The following is a 13,924-nucleotide window of genomic DNA, read 5'->3' as shown; positions in this document are numbered from 1 at the left end:
TGAATGGGGCAGGAGCGGCTGCGCTATAGTGGCCGGCATTCGGCACACCGTATCCGGTATACAAAATTCATCGGCAGACCCGTGAGTACAGACGACAACGCACAGGACCTCGCTTTCGCGATTCGCGTCTTCGACGCGGTCAAGGCGCTCGCTTTCATCGGCGACCTCAGCATGGGGCAGCCGACCGATCACTCGGTGCGCACGGCATGGCTTGCGGCGCAATTGGCGCGTGCCTCGGGAGGCGGCGACGCGGGCGCGGCCACGGCGATCGAGGCGTCGCTCTTGCGGTGGTCGGGCTGCACGGCGAACGCGGCCGGATTCGCCGACACGCTCGGCGACGACGTCGCCGGCCGCGAGGCGATGCTCGCGCAGCGAGCGGATTGGGCCAAGCCGCTCGATGTGCACGGCGGCATCGTGAGGGCGCTTACGCCGCTCGCGCAGATTCACTGCGAGGTATCCGGCGAAGTCGCGCGCATGCTGAGGCTCGCGCCGGAATCGGAAGGCGTGCTGCGGCACGTTTTCGAGGCCTGGGACGGCACCGGCATACCGGACGGCCTGGCCGGCGCGGCGGTGCCGCAGACGGTCTTTGTCGTGTCGCTCGCGGGCGATTTGGAAATCTTCAGCCGCGTCTATGGGTTCGAGCGCGCGCTCGCGCTGATCAGCGGCCGCGCAGGCGCACGCTATCCGGCGGACTTGGTCGCGCTAGTTGCCGCTCACGCGGCGCATTGGCTCGATACGCTCGCGAGCGCGGAATCGGCCGAACTCGACGAAGCGCTCCTGACGCCGCACATGCGCGAGACCACCTCGGCCGAGCTGATCGCCGACGTGATCGATCTCAAGCTGCCATGGATGACGGGCTATTCGCGCGCGGTCGCATCGGCCGCGGCGGCTTGCAGCGCGCGGCTTGGCGGAGAACCGAACGCGCAGGCGTGTCTGTACTCCGCGGGGTTGATTCACGGCATCGGGCGCGCAGCGGTGCCCAACACGATCTGGAACACGACAGGGCGCTTGAGCGCATCAGCGTGGGAAACGATCCGGCTCGTGCCGTACTGGACGTCGCGCGCAGGCAAGCAAACGGGCGCGCTTGCGCAAGCGGCCGAGCTCGCGTCATACGCCTACGAACGGCTCGACGGTTCCGGGTATTTTCGCGGTGCGAGCGGGCTGGCGCTGTCGTTGGATGCGCGCGTGCTGAGCGCCGCGACCACATGGGTCGCGTTGCGCTCGGCGCGGCCATGGCGCGCCGCGTTGCCCGCAGAGGAGGCTGCGCAACTGCTGCGCACCGAGGCCGGGCAGGGGCGCTTCCATGCACAAGCCGTCGAGGCGCTGATCGACGCGCAAGCCGTGCCGCAACGAAGCCCGCGTGCGCGTCTGCAGGCGATACGCCTTTCCGCGCGCGAGATTGACGTGCTGCGTTCGATCAGCCGCGGCGCGAGCAACAAGGAAGCGGCGCGCGAACTCGAGCTGAGTCCGAGCACGGTGCGCACGCATGTCGAAAGCGTGTTTCGCAAGCTCGAATGCTCGACGCGCGCGGCGGCGACGTTGAAGGCGTCGGCGATGGGGTTGCTGTAGGGCTCGCTTAAGCCTCCTGCGCCACCACGCGCCGCGCAGGCGAGACGGCCGACACCGCGAACGCGATCACGATGTTCACCACCAGCGCGATCAACCCGATATAAAGCGGGAACACCGCCCCGCCGACATGCAGCGCGAACACGGGCTTCAAGCCTTGCGAAATCGCGAGCCCCGTGCCGAGCACGATGCCCACGAGCCAGCCGGCAAGCAGCCCCGACGTCGAGAGCTTGCGCGTATAGAGCGAGAACACGATCGCCGGAAAGATCTGCAGAATCCACACGCCGCCGAGCAGCTGCAAATCGATCGCATATTGCGTCGGCAAGAACACGATGAAGAGTAGCGCGCCGAACTTCACGACGAGCGAAACGAGCTTCGCGGTCGAGGCTTCTCCTGCCGGCGAGATGTTCGGATTGACGAGCGGACGCCAGAGATTGCGCGTGAAGAGATTGGCCGCGCCGATCGACATGATCGCCGCCGGCACCAGCGCGCTGATCGCGATCGCCGCCGCGGCGAAGCCGATGAACCACGACGGGAACAGCGTGGCGAAGAGGGCGGGGACGACGTCCGATGCCGAATGCACCTTGACGCCCGCCGCGATCGCCATATAGCCGAGCAGGGCGATGAGGCCGAGCAGCAGCGTATAGGCGGGCAGCACGATCGCATTCTTCTGTATCGTCTTCGCGGACGACGACGACAGAATCGCCGTCATCGTATGCGGGTACATGAACGCGGCCAGCGCCGAGCCGAGCGCGAGCGACGCATACGCGAGGAACTGCGTCGGCTGCAGCACGATGCCGGTCGCGCCGCCTTTCGCGGCGAAGAATTTATCCGCCGAGTCGAACACTTGCGCGTAGCCGCCGAGCTTCGTCGGAATCAGCCAGATCGCGGCGATCACCACGATGTAGATCATGATGTCCTTGACGAACGCGATCATCGCCGGCGCGCGCAGGCCGCTCGCATACGTATAGAGCGCGAGAATGATGAAGGCGACGACGAGCGGAATCTCGCCGGATACTCCCAGCCCTTTGATGACGACCTGCATCCCCACCAGCTGCAGCGCGATATAAGGCATCGTCGCGACGATGCCGGTCAGCGCGATCGCAGCGGGCAGCAGCTTGCCGCCATATTCGCCGTGCACGTAGTCGGCCGCGGTGATGTGGTTCTTCGCATGCGCGATGCGCCAGAGCTTGGGCATCACGGCGAACACGAACGGGTAGACGATGATCGTGTAGGGCAGCGCGAAGAACCCATACGCGCCGACCGAATACACGAGCGCTGGCACCGCAATCACGGTATAGGCGGTATAGAAATCTCCGCCGACGAGAAACCACGAGATGATCGTGCCGAACTGGCGTCCGCCGAGCCCCCACTCATGCAGCTGCGTGAGGTCGCCGCGTTTCCAGCGCGCGGCGATGAAGCCTAGTACCGTGACCAGCGCGAAAAAGCCGATGAATACGGCCATTGCGACGCCGTCGATCGATTGTCCGTTGCTCATTTGCTGATCCCCCTATAGACGACGTAGAGGAGCAGCGATGTGATCGGCACCCACAGCAGCTGATACCAGTAGAAGAACGGAAAGCCGAGAAGCGCGGGCATGCGGTGGTTGTAGAACGGCAGCCAGAGCAGCGCGACGTAGGGAATGAGGAGCAGTACCCAGAGCCAGGGCCGATGGGTTTGGTCTGATGTATTCATGATTTTGTATACCGTGGACGAGATACAACCTCCCGCCAGGGATAGCACCGATCGCGTCTCGCCCTCCGCAATCGGCATGTCTCAAGGTCATCTTAGGCGGTACGTGCGCCATCGAATGTCTTCCAGTTCGATGGCGCACGGATTATCAAACAATTTCGAGATGCCTGCAGGGGGTGGCGCCGCGCGCTTACGCGCAGGTTTCAACGGCGGGCGCGATCGCCTGAAATTCAGACCTGAGGCAGGCTCAGCAACTCGCGCGCCTGCGCGGCCGTCGCTACCGGGCGCCCATATTCGCCGCACAGCGACACGACGCGTTCCACCAGTTGCGCGTTACTCGCCGCGAGCGTGTCCTTGTCCCAGCGCACGTTGTCTTCGAGGCCGGTGCGGGCATGGCCGCCCATTTCCAGCGTCCAGTGGTTTACCTCCAGCTGATGCCGGCCAATGCCGGCAGCGGTCCACGTCGCGTCCGGCAGCAATGCCGCGAGCTGCTTGACTTCGAACTCGAGAATTTCGCGGCGCGCAGGCAGTGCGTTTTTCACGCCGAGCACGAACTGCACGTGCACCGGCCGCTTCAGCAGCCCCTGCTGTACGAGATCGACCGTGCTATACAGCATCGCCAAATCGAAAATCTCGATCTCCGGCTTCACGTCGTGCTGAAGCATCATCGATGCAAGCGAGCGGACAAAGTCGGGCGGGTTCTCATAAACGGTCGTCGGAAAGTTGACCGAACCCGTCGCGAGCGACGCCATGTCCGGACGCAGGTCGAGCATCGAGCCGCGTTGCTCGAACGAACGGCCGCGACCGCCCGTCGAGAATTGGATGATCATGCCCGGGCAGTGCTTGCGAATCCCTTCCTGAAGCTGCGCGAAGCGCGCGTGATCGGAGCTCGAATTCTCATTCTCGTCGCGCACGTGCAGGTGGACCAGCGTGGCGCCAGCGTCGAACGCTTCATGCGTGCTTTCGATCTGTTCGGCGACCGAGATGGGTACTGCCGGGTTGTCCTTTTTGCGGGGCACCGAACCGGTGATGGCGACGGTAATAATGCAGGGGGCGTTCATTTCGATGACCTCATATGGGGCGGCTCAGGTTTTATACACGGCGCACCTTCGCAGCGTCCAATACTGTCGGCGTCCGATTCAATACCTTCATGGTATTGAGTCACGGTATCTCCTGATCTCATCATTGCGTGTTGTGCCGTGTTTGCCGATTGGCTTCATGGCTTGTTTCTTCATGTTCGCTCCATCTTTCGTCCATGGAAAGACGGAGCCGGCGGCCGCAACATGCGGGAACGCGATCCGGATCGCGCAGCGGCGCAACCCCCCGGCTGCACGGCCCGGCATCGCCTGCGTTGGCCAGCCAGCCGCCGGCCTGTTCCGTTCACTGTGTGGAGGTGATTGTCATGAACACGTTTCGCTTTGCAGCCGTATGCACCATCGCGCTTCTGGGAACGAGCGCCTGGGCCGAAGACCAGACGGCGTCGCAGTCCGCCGAGCCGCCTGCACAGGACGTGGGCGGCGTGATTCCGCCGAGTGTCCAGGCGGGCGCGCCGCGTTCGATGTCGCGTGCGCAGGTCTATCAGGATCTGATCCAATCGCAGCGCTCGGGACAGCAACAGTCCCTCGACAATGACCTCTATCGCGGCCATTGATCGACGTGTGGTTCAGTCGCGCACGCGCTTTTCGAGACTCCTGAATTTTCCGGTCATCGGGCTTCGCGAGCCGCGCTCAAATCTCCGCGAAGAGAAGTGGCGAAAGGTAGCCAGTGCGGCGCCGCGCGAGCAGATCGTCCAGATCCCGGCGCAGGACCGCATCGTAGCCACCCGTTTCCCAGCGGATGAGAGTCGTGGTGGCTCGAGCCGGCTCGTCGCAACGAATAAGCGCCTCGCACGTGGCGTCCACAGCATTGCGTCGGGTGTGCTGCGGACCAGCATAGCGACCGACAATTACGCAGGTGGCCTGTTCGCATTGTCATGAGGCATTCGTGTGCGGATTGCCGCGCATGGCAACGCTCGACGAGACGTGAACCGAACCAGTCCGCTGTTGACATTCGTCCGAAAAATCACTCGATTTCGAGTGTATGTAACCGGTGGCTGAGACTGGGCAAGGATGGAATAGAAGGCGTACCTATGTGTTTGCACTCGGGCGACCACGTCTTCAGGAACTACGATGCTTCAACTTTTTGCCGGCAGCTGCTCCGGAAATTCCCGTATCTTCGCCCGGCTTGGATGCGCGTTGGCGGCGGCGGCCATCGCAATTGCCGTGAACACGGCCTTGCTTTCATGGGCAGACCATTTTCAGCTAGCAACGGGCAATGGCAGCCTTCTTTCGCTGCTTCTTCAAGTAGCACGCGGACACGTCACCGTACGCCCGATTTTCCGGACGCATAGCTTCCAACAGGCTTTTCATGTTGCCGTCGGAATCGCAATGGGCATCGTGTATGCCTTCCTGTTTGTGTTTCTGCCCGGTGGCGCGTGGAGAAGAGGTGCGACATACGGGGCGCTCGTCTGGCTGGCGAATGCCTGTATCGTCCTGCCGATGATCCATCAGGGCTTTGCGGGATATCGGGTTTTAAGCGTGGGTGGCATGTTGTATTTCGCCTGTGCTCACATGGTGTTCTTCCTGCTTTGCGCAGTTCTCTTTGAATGGTTCTACCGCGAGCCTTCGACACGCGATAGTCCACCCCATTTGGCTTTAAACAAAATCTAGTCCTTGGAATATCTGTCTGGGTGTTGATGTTCACCTCGATGAATGTGTCTGCGACTCACAGATAGTATGGAGTACAAACAAACGTGTGAATATTGGCTTGCTCATAGCCTCCGAAGGCTGTACGAACAAACACCTGCCATCGATGAACTCGCATTGGTATCGATTGAAATCTCGGCGCGAAAGTGAAATCCAACGCGCATGATGCGAGCCCTTTGTAACAGCAGTAGACAGGAAGAAGGCGCTTCCGGTCGGGCTATCGAAAGTCACGTGCCCGGATGACATTGTTGCAACTATATGGACGGCTCTCATGATGAAAACTTTGCTTGGCGTTGTTGCTTTTGCTGTTCCCTTCGTGTCGTACGCGAAGGCACCCAACGTTTCGAATGGCGTGATGGTCGACGAAAATGGCATGACGCTCTACACGTTCGACAAGGACACAGAGCCAGGAAAGAGCGCTTGCACGGGGGAGTGCACGGCCATTTGGCCGGCCGCGATTGCCGACGAGCATGACAAGGCGAGCGATGGCTGGAGTTTCGTGACCACGGTCGATGGCCGGAAACAATGGGCCTATCAGGGGCATCCACTGTACCGTTTTGCCAAAGACGACCGGCCCGGCGAGACGACCGGAGACGGCATCAAGGGGGTGTGGCATACCGCGAAGCCTTGAAAGGTCAGGTTGACCGGACGAGACCAGGCAGGTGCACCGCCAAGCAATTCTGACCCACTTGATTTATGCCGAACGTTAACGCGTAGTTCCATTGCGCAGTCATGTGCGTCGGAGCGGCATCGCAAGCGCAAGCAATCGAAGTCGCTCACGCGACCGCATGAACTCCGCTCGATCGGAGTTAAGTCCGGTCGCGCTCGGCGACCGAACTAAACCTTAGCTGGAGATGTGAATATGTCACACGATGTCGATTACCGCCGTCGCGGGTTCCTGGGCACTGCGGCCATGACTCTTGCCGCTGCACAGTTCGGGATGGTTGGCTCCGCAAGGGCGGAATCGGGCAATGCAGAACGGGCTCATTTGCCCGCCATCAAGCCGGGGGCGAACACATCATTCGGCCCACTCAAGCAGATCGATGCGGGCCTGCTGAACGTCGGATACGCCGAAGCGGGCCCGGCCGACGGTCCTGTGGTGATTCTATTGCATGGCTGGCCCTACGACATTCACAGCTATGTCGATGTCGCGCCCGTACTAGCGTCGGCGGGGTACCGGGTGATCATTCCGTACATGCGTGGCCATGGCACGACGCGCTTTCTTTCAAGTGAAACCATTCGGAATGGCCAGCAAGCGGCAGCCGCTGTGGATGTGGTCGCTCTGATGGATGCTCTGAAGATCCAGAGGGCGACCATTGGCGGCTATGACCTGGGTGGACGATCGGCCTGCATCATCGCGGCCCTCTGGCCGGAGCGCTGCAAAGCCCTCGTCGCCGTGAGTGGCTATCTGATCAACAACCGTGAATTCAACAAGAAGCCGCTGCCGCCAAGAGCTGAGTACGCGTGGTGGTACCAGTATTACTTCGCCACAGAGCACGGTGCAGCCGGCTACGAGAAGTATCGGCACGATTTTGCGAAGCTCATTTGGGAGATCGCGTCGCCGAAGTGGGCATTCGACGACGACACGTTCGATCGCACTGCGGCGGCCTTCGACAATCCGGACCATGTCAGCATCGTGATCCACAACTACCGCTGGAGGCAGAGTCTGGCCACAGGCGAGCCGAGATACGACGATCTGGAAAAGCGTCTTGCGGAAGGCCCGGTCATCACTGTACCCACGATCACTCTTGAAGGTGACGCCAACGGTGCACCGCACCCGGACAGCACAGCTTATGCCAAGAAGTTCTCAGGCAAATACACACACCGAATCATCAAGGGCGGTATCGGGCACAACCTTCCTCAGGAAGCGCCACAGGCTTTCGCCGAGGCGGTCGTTGAAGTTGAGTCTTACTGAGCAATGACGCATTCCTCACATCAAGTTCGTAGGAAAACAAACATGTTTGCAGTAGACCTTCCGACCGCGCCTCGCCGTACCAGCGCCAGCCGGGCATTGACGACGGCGATCGGTTTTATCCTTCTCGTGTTCGCAGCCTGTTTGCGGCCCGTGTACGCTTCCAACGCAGTATCGAGTGCTCCGGCGGTGAGTACGCACAGCGACGAGAGCATCCGCCCGTTTCGCGTTCACGTTCCGCAGGCGCAACTCGACGACCTGCGTCGCCGCATCGCGGACACGCGGTGGCCCGACAAGGAGACCGTCACGGACGATTCGCAGGGCATTCAACTGGCGAAAGTGCAGGAGCTCGTGCGCTATTGGGGTGCTGACTATGACTGGCGCAAGGCCGAGGCACAGCTCAATGCGCTGCCCGAGTTCGTGACCACCATCGACGGGGTCGACATCCAGTTCATTCACGTCCGCTCGCGTTATCCCAATGCGTTGCCGATCATCCTGACGCATGGCTGGCCCGGTTCGATGTTTGAGTTCATCAAGGCGATCGGCCCGTTGACCGATCCCGTGGCTTATGGGGGGCGTCCGGAAGACGCGTTCGACGTCGTGATTCCGTCGATCCCCGGCTATGGCTTTTCGGGCAAACCGAAAGACCTGGGCTGGGGACCCGACCGCACCGCGCGGGCGTGGGACGTGCTAATGAAGCGCCTCGGATACACGCACTACGTCTCGCAGGGCGGCGACCATGGCTCTGTCATCTCCGATGCGCTGGCCCGCCAGGCGCCTCCCGGCCTGCTCGCGATTCACCTCAATATGCCGGCCACCGTTCCGGGCGACCTCATGGCGGGCATCAATAGTGGCGCCCCGGCTCCCTCTGGATTGACCGATTCCGAGCGGGACGCCTATCAGTCGCTGAGCACGTTCTTCGGCAGAAACGCGGCGTACGGGGCCCTCATGGTCACGCGTCCGCAGACGATCGGGTACTCCCTCTCGGATTCGCCTGCGGGCCTCGCAGCCTGGATGTATGAGAAGTTTGCGCAATGGAGCGACAGTGGCGGAGTGCCCGAGCGCGTCCTGAGCAAGGATGAGATGCTCAATGACATCACGCTGTATTGGCTGACCAACACAGGGGCGTCGTCGTCACGGTTCTACTGGGAAAACAACAACAACAATTTCAGCGCCGTCACGCAGAAGACGCGAGACATCAAGGTCCCCGTGGCGATCAGCGTGTTTCCGCATGAGATCTATCGCGCGCCTAAGAGCTGGAGCGAGCAGGCATATCCCTCGCTGTACTACTACCACCAGGTTTCCAAAGGCGGTCACTTCGCGGCTTGGGAACAGCCACAACTCTTTGCGGAAGAGTTGCGCGCGGCGTTCAAGCCGGTGCGTCAAGCGAACGCGAAAGCAGGGTAGCAAAAGCAGGTCATCGAACCTTCCGCTTTGAACGGAAGCTGTCATAACGCGCGGCGGCGCGAGCCGCCGCGTTACTTGCACCGCGCTCAGATAGACGTCGAATTTCGTCAGACCCGCCACATTGACGGCGACTCAGATGGCGATCGGCCAATCAGTTTGAGGCCCGCTCCGATGCCGGAACGCGCGCCTGAGAGGCATGGCCGACACTGCCCTCCTGTAGCCAGTAGCCAAGGCCCATGAAGATCGCTCCGCCCGCGAGATTGCCCGCGGTCACGAAGAATTCGTTGTGGATAGCCCCCGCGAGCGTGATCGAGGCGGGGTGATCCGCCATCAAGGCAAGCGCAAACGCAAACATGTTGGCGACGCTGTGCTCGAAGCCGCTGGCGACGAATGCGAAGATCGGCCAGAAGATCAGTCCGAGCTTCGCGGCGTCGTTCGTCGTACGGGCGGCCATCCAGATCGCGAGGCAGACCAGCCAGTTGCAAAGGAGGCCCTTCGCGAACAGTGGGAGATCGGGGGCAGACATCTTGGCCTCCACGGCCTTGAAGAACGCGTCTGAGCCGTCAGTCAATAGCACCCCGCCACCTGCAGCGTGCAGTATGGCCGCCAGAACGATGGCGCCTAGAAGATTGCCAATCCAGCAGGTCACCCACACGACCAGCATGCCCCCGATTCCCGTCTCGCCTTTCAAGACGGCAAATGGCATGTACATGGCCGTTCCCGTGAATAGATCGGACCCGGCAAACACTACGATGGTGAGTGCACAGGCAAATACGGCGCCCATCACGAGATGCACGTACGCTGGGTCAACGTGCGCGCCAACCGAAAACATGAGAATGTCGCCGAAGCCGATATAGGCTCCCGCCATGGCGGCACCAATCAGAAACGCCAGTGGCGTTCGTTGGACAGCCGAGGCTTTGTGAGCACCCACCTTGGCGAACTTGTCGATACTTTCTGCGTACATCGCTGCTCCACGTAGAGATGGACCTCCACCGCGCGGGAGGTGTTGGGGCAAACTGAGCCTGGTTGAATTCTTCGCCTCGGCGGCTGTCCCCGCGATGACTCCCGCATTACAAGCGCGTTATCTTTCGCCACACGGCGTCTGCCCCCGGAGGCGGGCGCACCATGAAAGTCAAACCCAGGTTAGGTGTCTAAACGGAGGCAACCGATGACACGAGTTCGCGTTAACGGCTTCACCATCTCGCTCGACGGATACGGAGCAGGCCCGAATCAAGACCTCAACAATCCGCTCGGCGTGGGCGGGACGGAACTGCACCAGTGGCTAGTCCCAACACGCACGTTCCAGCGGGCGTTGTTCGGCAAGGACGGCGGTACGACCGGGGTTGACGATGATTTCGCCGCCCGTGGCTTTCAGAATGTCGGGGCCTGGATTCTTGGGCGGAACATGTTCGGCCCCATTCGCGGGGACTGGCCGGACACAAGCTGGGTAGGCTGGTGGGGAGACAATCCGCCGTACCACGTGCCAGTCTTCGTCTTGACCCATCACGCTCGTCCCCCCATCGAGATGCAAGGCGGCACGACGTTCCACTTCGTAACAGGAGGCATTCACGAGGCGCTGGACCGTGCGCGCGAGGCCGCTGCCGGAATGGACGTGCGAATCGGCGGCGGGCCGGACACCATCCGGCAATATCTTCGTGAGGGCCTCATCGACGAGCTGCACTTTGCTATCTCGCCAGTCCTGCTCGGCCGCGGAGAATCGCTGCTCAATGGGGTTGACTTGCGGGCTCTGGGATACGAATGCGCTGAATTCGTAGCGTCGGAGAAAGCCACGCATGTCGTCCTGCGGCGCCAAAGACGCACGGACGCCTAACCACGCGCTGAAGGCCGACGCCCCTGACGGGCCGCGGCCTTGGCTCGGGGGTGTAGTGGCCGCTTGTTCTGCGATCCATGCATCGCCGCCGCACCGCGTGAGCATCGCACGCGCGTCTACCCGGGTTTATCCCGGGATGCCGCTGCGGCACCGCGCAAACCTGCGCCGTCCTCTTCCGCAGCCTTGATGCACCGCGCAACCCGGTCCGCAGGCTCGTTTGTTTGCGATTCGCGAATGATGCATTCGCTCGTTGTCCTGTTTTTTCCGCATCGCAGTTGCGCCTATCTTTGCCCCGTCGTCGGCCGATTGCGGCCGGCCTAAGGAGACAAAGGAGACGCAGATGAAATCGAGCGAATGGGATGTGGCCTACGAGTGGAAGGCCGTGTTGCTTTTGGCCCTGGGTTTCGGCTTGGTCGGGCTGGACCGGTGGCTGATCGCACCGCTGTTCCCGTCCATCATGAAGGACCTGCACCTGACAGCGCAGGACGTCGGCAACTGCATCGGGATCCTGGGCCTGTCGTGGGGCGTCTTCGCAGCGCTGATGGGCGGCATCTCCGACAAGATCGGACGCCGCAAGGTGCTGATCCCGGCCATCCTCGTGTTCTCGCTGCTGTCCGGCTTTTCCGGGCTCGCAGGCGGGCTGGCGAGCCTGCTCGCGGTGCGGGCGCTGATGGGCGTCGCCGAGGGCTCCTTCTGCCCGACGAGCTTCGCCGCGACCGCCGACGCCTCGCATCCGAAGCGCCGCGGCTTCAACCTCGGGCTGCAGCAAAGCGGCTTTGCGCTGTTCGGCCTCGCGCTCGCGCCGATCATCGCCACGCAGCTGCTCAGCTTCATGACGTGGCGCTGGGTGTTCGCACTCGTCTCGATTCCCGGGCTGATTCTCGGCCTGCTGATGTTTCGCGTGATTCGCGAGCCGCAATCCGCCCCGAAGCCGGCCACGGCTGAAGCGCCGCGCGAACGCGGCAACTGGCGCGCCGTGCTCAAGAGCCGCAACATCCCCGTCGCCATGGCAGCGCTCTTTTGCGCCATGACCGGCGTGTTCGTGCTCGGGGCCATGCTGCCGCTGTACCTCACGGAGCATCTTTCGCTCGACACGCGGCACATGGGCATCGTGGTCTCCGCGATCGGCTTCGGCGGCTTCGTCGGGCAGTTCGGCCTGCCGGGCCTCTCCGACATCGTGGGCCGGCGCGTCGCGAGCGTCGTCGGCTTCGCGGGCACCGCGGTGATGCTGTACGTGTTCCGCGGACTCGGCGCTCAGCCGCTCGAACTGTTCTTGGTGCTGTTCGTCGCCTCGTTCTTCACGCTCGGCCTCGTTTCCCTGCTGTCGGGACCTGTCGCGACGGAAGCCGCGCCGGCGGGCATGGTGTCGACGTCGATCGGCGTCGTCGTGGGCGCGGGCGAGATCTTCGGCGGCGGCGTGGCGCCCGCGATCGCCGGCTTCGTCGCCACGCACTTCGGCATTCAGAACATCCTCTGGCTGCCGATCTGCGCCGTCGTGCTCGGCATCGGGGTGAGCCTCCTGCTCGTGGAGACCGCGCCCGCGAAGCTGCGCCGCCGGCAGATCGAAGCGGCCGGGTTCGTCGCGGCCGAACAGCCCGAGTGAAGCAGAGGCGCCTCGCACGCGGTCTCAGCCCGCGATCCGTGGGCTCGCAAGCGAGGCCGCTCCCGCGCGCCGTGCGCTGCCGCAGCCGATGGGCACGGCATGGTCTGACCCGGATACACTGGCGGGCAGGACAGGCGGAGAAGGGAGCAGCATGGACCGTTTTCTGAGCATCGAAGCGTTCGTCCGTGTGGCGGAGACGAGCAGCTTCGTGGAGGCCGCGCGGCAATTGGGCGTGACGAGCTCGGTCGTCACGAACCGGATTCAGCAACTCGAGAAGTTCGTCAACGCGCCGCTGTTTCATCGCAGCACGCGGCATGTGCGCTTGTCGGAAGTCGGCGAGGCGTTCTACCGCGAATGCGCGGAAGTGGTGGGGCGCGTCAACGAGCTGACCGACCAGATGCGCGAATTGCGCGCGACCCCTACCGGAAGGCTGCGCATCCAGATGCTGCCGGGCTTTGCACTCGGCCACTTCGGTGCGCCGCTCGCCGAATTCAACCGGCGGTATCCCGGCATACAGCTCGACGTGATCGTGAATGACCGCGTGGTCGATCCGATTGAAGAGGGCTTCGATGTCGCGTTTCAGATCTTTCCGCCGATCTCGGAGTCGCTGATCGAGCGGCGGCTGTTTGCCGTGCGGCGGTTGTTTTGCGCGGCGCCGGCTTATGTGCTCGAGCATGGCGCGCCGCAGCATCCGCGCGAATTGTTGCAGCACACCACGGCGCTTTATTCGGGGTATCCGTCGCGTAACCGCTGGACGATGACGGGTGGTGACGAAGTCGTTGAAATGGAGTTGCCCGGGATGATTCGATCGAACTCGGTGCACTTGTTGCGTGATTACGCGCTTACGGGTGGGGGCATTGTTTGTCTGCCGACGCTTGTGGCTAGTGCGGCGCTGCTCGATGGCTCGCTTGTGCCGGTTCTGACCGATTACGTGCTGTCGCCGCTTAACTTTGCGGCTGTTTATCCTGCTACGCAGCGGCAGGCTCTGAAAGTTAAGGCGCTTGTTGAATTTCTGGCCGATTGGCTGGGGCCTGAGCCGGCGTGGGATTTGCCGCTTATTGAGCGTGGATGGGTTAGGTAGGGTTTTGTTTCTTGCCGTTCGGGTTTTCGTGAAAACTTTGATTTCGCGCCGTTCCGTATAGTCCGTCCCTCCCCGGGACCGGGGTCAC

13 protein-coding genes are annotated in these 13,924 nt (G+C 62.4%); 9 read left to right on the top strand and 4 right to left on the bottom strand.

Going from position 1 to position 13,924, the window contains the following annotated elements; genetic code table 11:
• The first annotated feature begins 81 nt into the window (after nt 1-81).
• Nucleotides 82-1,569: an HD domain-containing phosphohydrolase gene (locus AAHK20_RS32660; RefSeq protein WP_449185647.1), complete on the top strand. Its 1,488-nt coding sequence runs from the start codon at nt 82-84 to the stop codon at nt 1,567-1,569.
• Between the two features lie 7 nt (nt 1,570-1,576).
• On the opposite strand, the gene mctP is transcribed toward AAHK20_RS32660, so the two are convergent.
• From mctP to AAHK20_RS32645, 3 genes are all read right to left on the bottom strand, one after another.
• Nucleotides 1,577-3,064, bottom strand: a complete 1,488-nt coding sequence (gene mctP, locus AAHK20_RS32655) for a monocarboxylate uptake permease MctP (RefSeq protein ID WP_449185646.1) — start codon at nt 3,062-3,064, stop codon at nt 1,577-1,579.
• Nucleotides 3,061-3,261 (bottom strand): DUF3311 domain-containing protein, encoded by a 201-nt coding sequence (locus AAHK20_RS32650; RefSeq protein WP_449185645.1) that lies wholly within the window; start codon nt 3,259-3,261, stop codon nt 3,061-3,063. Before AAHK20_RS32650 ends, mctP begins: the two co-directional genes overlap by 4 nt.
• Nucleotides 3,262-3,488: 227 nt before the next feature.
• Nucleotides 3,489-4,319: a 3-oxoadipate:acetyl-CoA acetyltransferase gene (locus tag AAHK20_RS32645; protein WP_449185644.1), complete on the bottom strand. Its 831-nt coding sequence runs from the start codon at nt 4,317-4,319 to the stop codon at nt 3,489-3,491.
• Nucleotides 4,320-4,660: 341 nt separating this feature from the next.
• Between AAHK20_RS32645 and AAHK20_RS32640 the strand changes: the two genes are divergently transcribed.
• The 5 genes from AAHK20_RS32640 (at nt 4,661) to AAHK20_RS32620 (ending at nt 9,321) form a co-directional block, all read left to right on the top strand.
• Nucleotides 4,661-4,909, top strand: coding sequence for a DUF4148 domain-containing protein (locus tag AAHK20_RS32640; protein ID WP_449185643.1), 249 nt, complete (start codon nt 4,661-4,663; stop codon nt 4,907-4,909).
• A gap of 517 nt (nt 4,910-5,426) precedes the next feature.
• Nucleotides 5,427-5,966 (top strand): hypothetical protein, encoded by a 540-nt coding sequence (locus AAHK20_RS32635; RefSeq protein WP_449185642.1) that lies wholly within the window; start codon nt 5,427-5,429, stop codon nt 5,964-5,966.
• Nucleotides 5,967-6,273: 307 nt separating this feature from the next.
• Nucleotides 6,274-6,633 carry a COG4315 family predicted lipoprotein gene (locus tag AAHK20_RS32630; RefSeq protein WP_449185641.1) on the top strand — a complete coding sequence of 120 codons (360 nt, stop codon included), beginning with the start codon at nt 6,274-6,276 and terminating at the stop codon, nt 6,631-6,633.
• Between the two features lie 231 nt (nt 6,634-6,864).
• Entirely contained in the window at nt 6,865-7,917 is a 1,053-nt protein-coding gene (locus AAHK20_RS32625) for an alpha/beta fold hydrolase (RefSeq protein WP_449185640.1), read from the top strand.
• Between the two features lie 42 nt (nt 7,918-7,959).
• On the top strand, nt 7,960-9,321 hold the full coding sequence (locus AAHK20_RS32620; protein WP_449185639.1) for an epoxide hydrolase family protein: 1,362 nt from the start codon (nt 7,960-7,962) through the stop codon (nt 9,319-9,321).
• A gap of 151 nt (nt 9,322-9,472) precedes the next feature.
• On the opposite strand, the gene AAHK20_RS32615 is transcribed toward AAHK20_RS32620, so the two are convergent.
• The gene (locus AAHK20_RS32615) at nt 9,473-10,285 is read right to left on the bottom strand and encodes a formate/nitrite transporter family protein (RefSeq protein ID WP_449185638.1); all 813 of its coding nucleotides are present in this window, start codon (nt 10,283-10,285) and stop codon (nt 9,473-9,475) included.
• Nucleotides 10,286-10,489: 204 nt separating this feature from the next.
• Here AAHK20_RS32615 and AAHK20_RS32610 point away from each other — a divergent pair, with 204 nt between their 5' ends.
• From AAHK20_RS32610 to AAHK20_RS32600, 3 genes are all read left to right on the top strand, one after another.
• Nucleotides 10,490-11,152 (top strand): dihydrofolate reductase family protein, encoded by a 663-nt coding sequence (locus AAHK20_RS32610; RefSeq protein ID WP_449185637.1) that lies wholly within the window; start codon nt 10,490-10,492, stop codon nt 11,150-11,152.
• 340 nt (nt 11,153-11,492) lie between these two features.
• A complete protein-coding gene (locus tag AAHK20_RS32605) occupies nt 11,493-12,755 on the top strand; it encodes an MFS transporter (RefSeq protein ID WP_449185636.1) in 1,263 nt (420 codons plus the stop codon).
• A 151-nt stretch (nt 12,756-12,906) separates the two neighbouring features.
• Nucleotides 12,907-13,836, top strand: coding sequence for a LysR family transcriptional regulator (locus tag AAHK20_RS32600; protein ID WP_449185635.1), 930 nt, complete (start codon nt 12,907-12,909; stop codon nt 13,834-13,836).
• The last annotated feature ends 88 nt before the right edge of the window (nt 13,837-13,924 follow it).

This window comes from Trinickia camelliae, from assembly GCF_053525655.1.
The sequence above is the reverse complement of the archived record's forward strand: the minus strand, read 5'-3'. Positions and strand labels throughout refer to the sequence as shown.

What these genes read in the sequence shown, in the direction of transcription:
- mctP (WP_449185646.1), bottom strand. Translation starts at nt 3,064, where the DNA reads ATGAGCAACGGACAATCGATCGACGGCGTCGCAATGGCCGTATTCATC.
- AAHK20_RS32650 (WP_449185645.1), bottom strand. Translation starts at nt 3,261, where the DNA reads ATGAATACATCAGACCAAACCCATCGGCCCTGGCTCTGGGTACTGCTC.
- AAHK20_RS32645 (WP_449185644.1), bottom strand. Translation starts at nt 4,319, where the DNA reads ATGAACGCCCCCTGCATTATTACCGTCGCCATCACCGGTTCGGTGCCC.
- AAHK20_RS32640 (WP_449185643.1), top strand. Translation starts at nt 4,661, where the DNA reads ATGAACACGTTTCGCTTTGCAGCCGTATGCACCATCGCGCTTCTGGGA.
- AAHK20_RS32635 (WP_449185642.1), top strand. Translation starts at nt 5,427, where the DNA reads ATGCTTCAACTTTTTGCCGGCAGCTGCTCCGGAAATTCCCGTATCTTC.
- AAHK20_RS32630 (WP_449185641.1), top strand. Translation starts at nt 6,274, where the DNA reads ATGATGAAAACTTTGCTTGGCGTTGTTGCTTTTGCTGTTCCCTTCGTG.
- AAHK20_RS32625 (WP_449185640.1), top strand. Translation starts at nt 6,865, where the DNA reads ATGTCACACGATGTCGATTACCGCCGTCGCGGGTTCCTGGGCACTGCG.
- AAHK20_RS32620 (WP_449185639.1), top strand. Translation starts at nt 7,960, where the DNA reads ATGTTTGCAGTAGACCTTCCGACCGCGCCTCGCCGTACCAGCGCCAGC.
- AAHK20_RS32615 (WP_449185638.1), bottom strand. Translation starts at nt 10,285, where the DNA reads ATGTACGCAGAAAGTATCGACAAGTTCGCCAAGGTGGGTGCTCACAAA.
- AAHK20_RS32610 (WP_449185637.1), top strand. Translation starts at nt 10,490, where the DNA reads ATGACACGAGTTCGCGTTAACGGCTTCACCATCTCGCTCGACGGATAC.
- AAHK20_RS32605 (WP_449185636.1), top strand. Translation starts at nt 11,493, where the DNA reads ATGAAATCGAGCGAATGGGATGTGGCCTACGAGTGGAAGGCCGTGTTG.
- AAHK20_RS32600 (WP_449185635.1), top strand. Translation starts at nt 12,907, where the DNA reads ATGGACCGTTTTCTGAGCATCGAAGCGTTCGTCCGTGTGGCGGAGACG.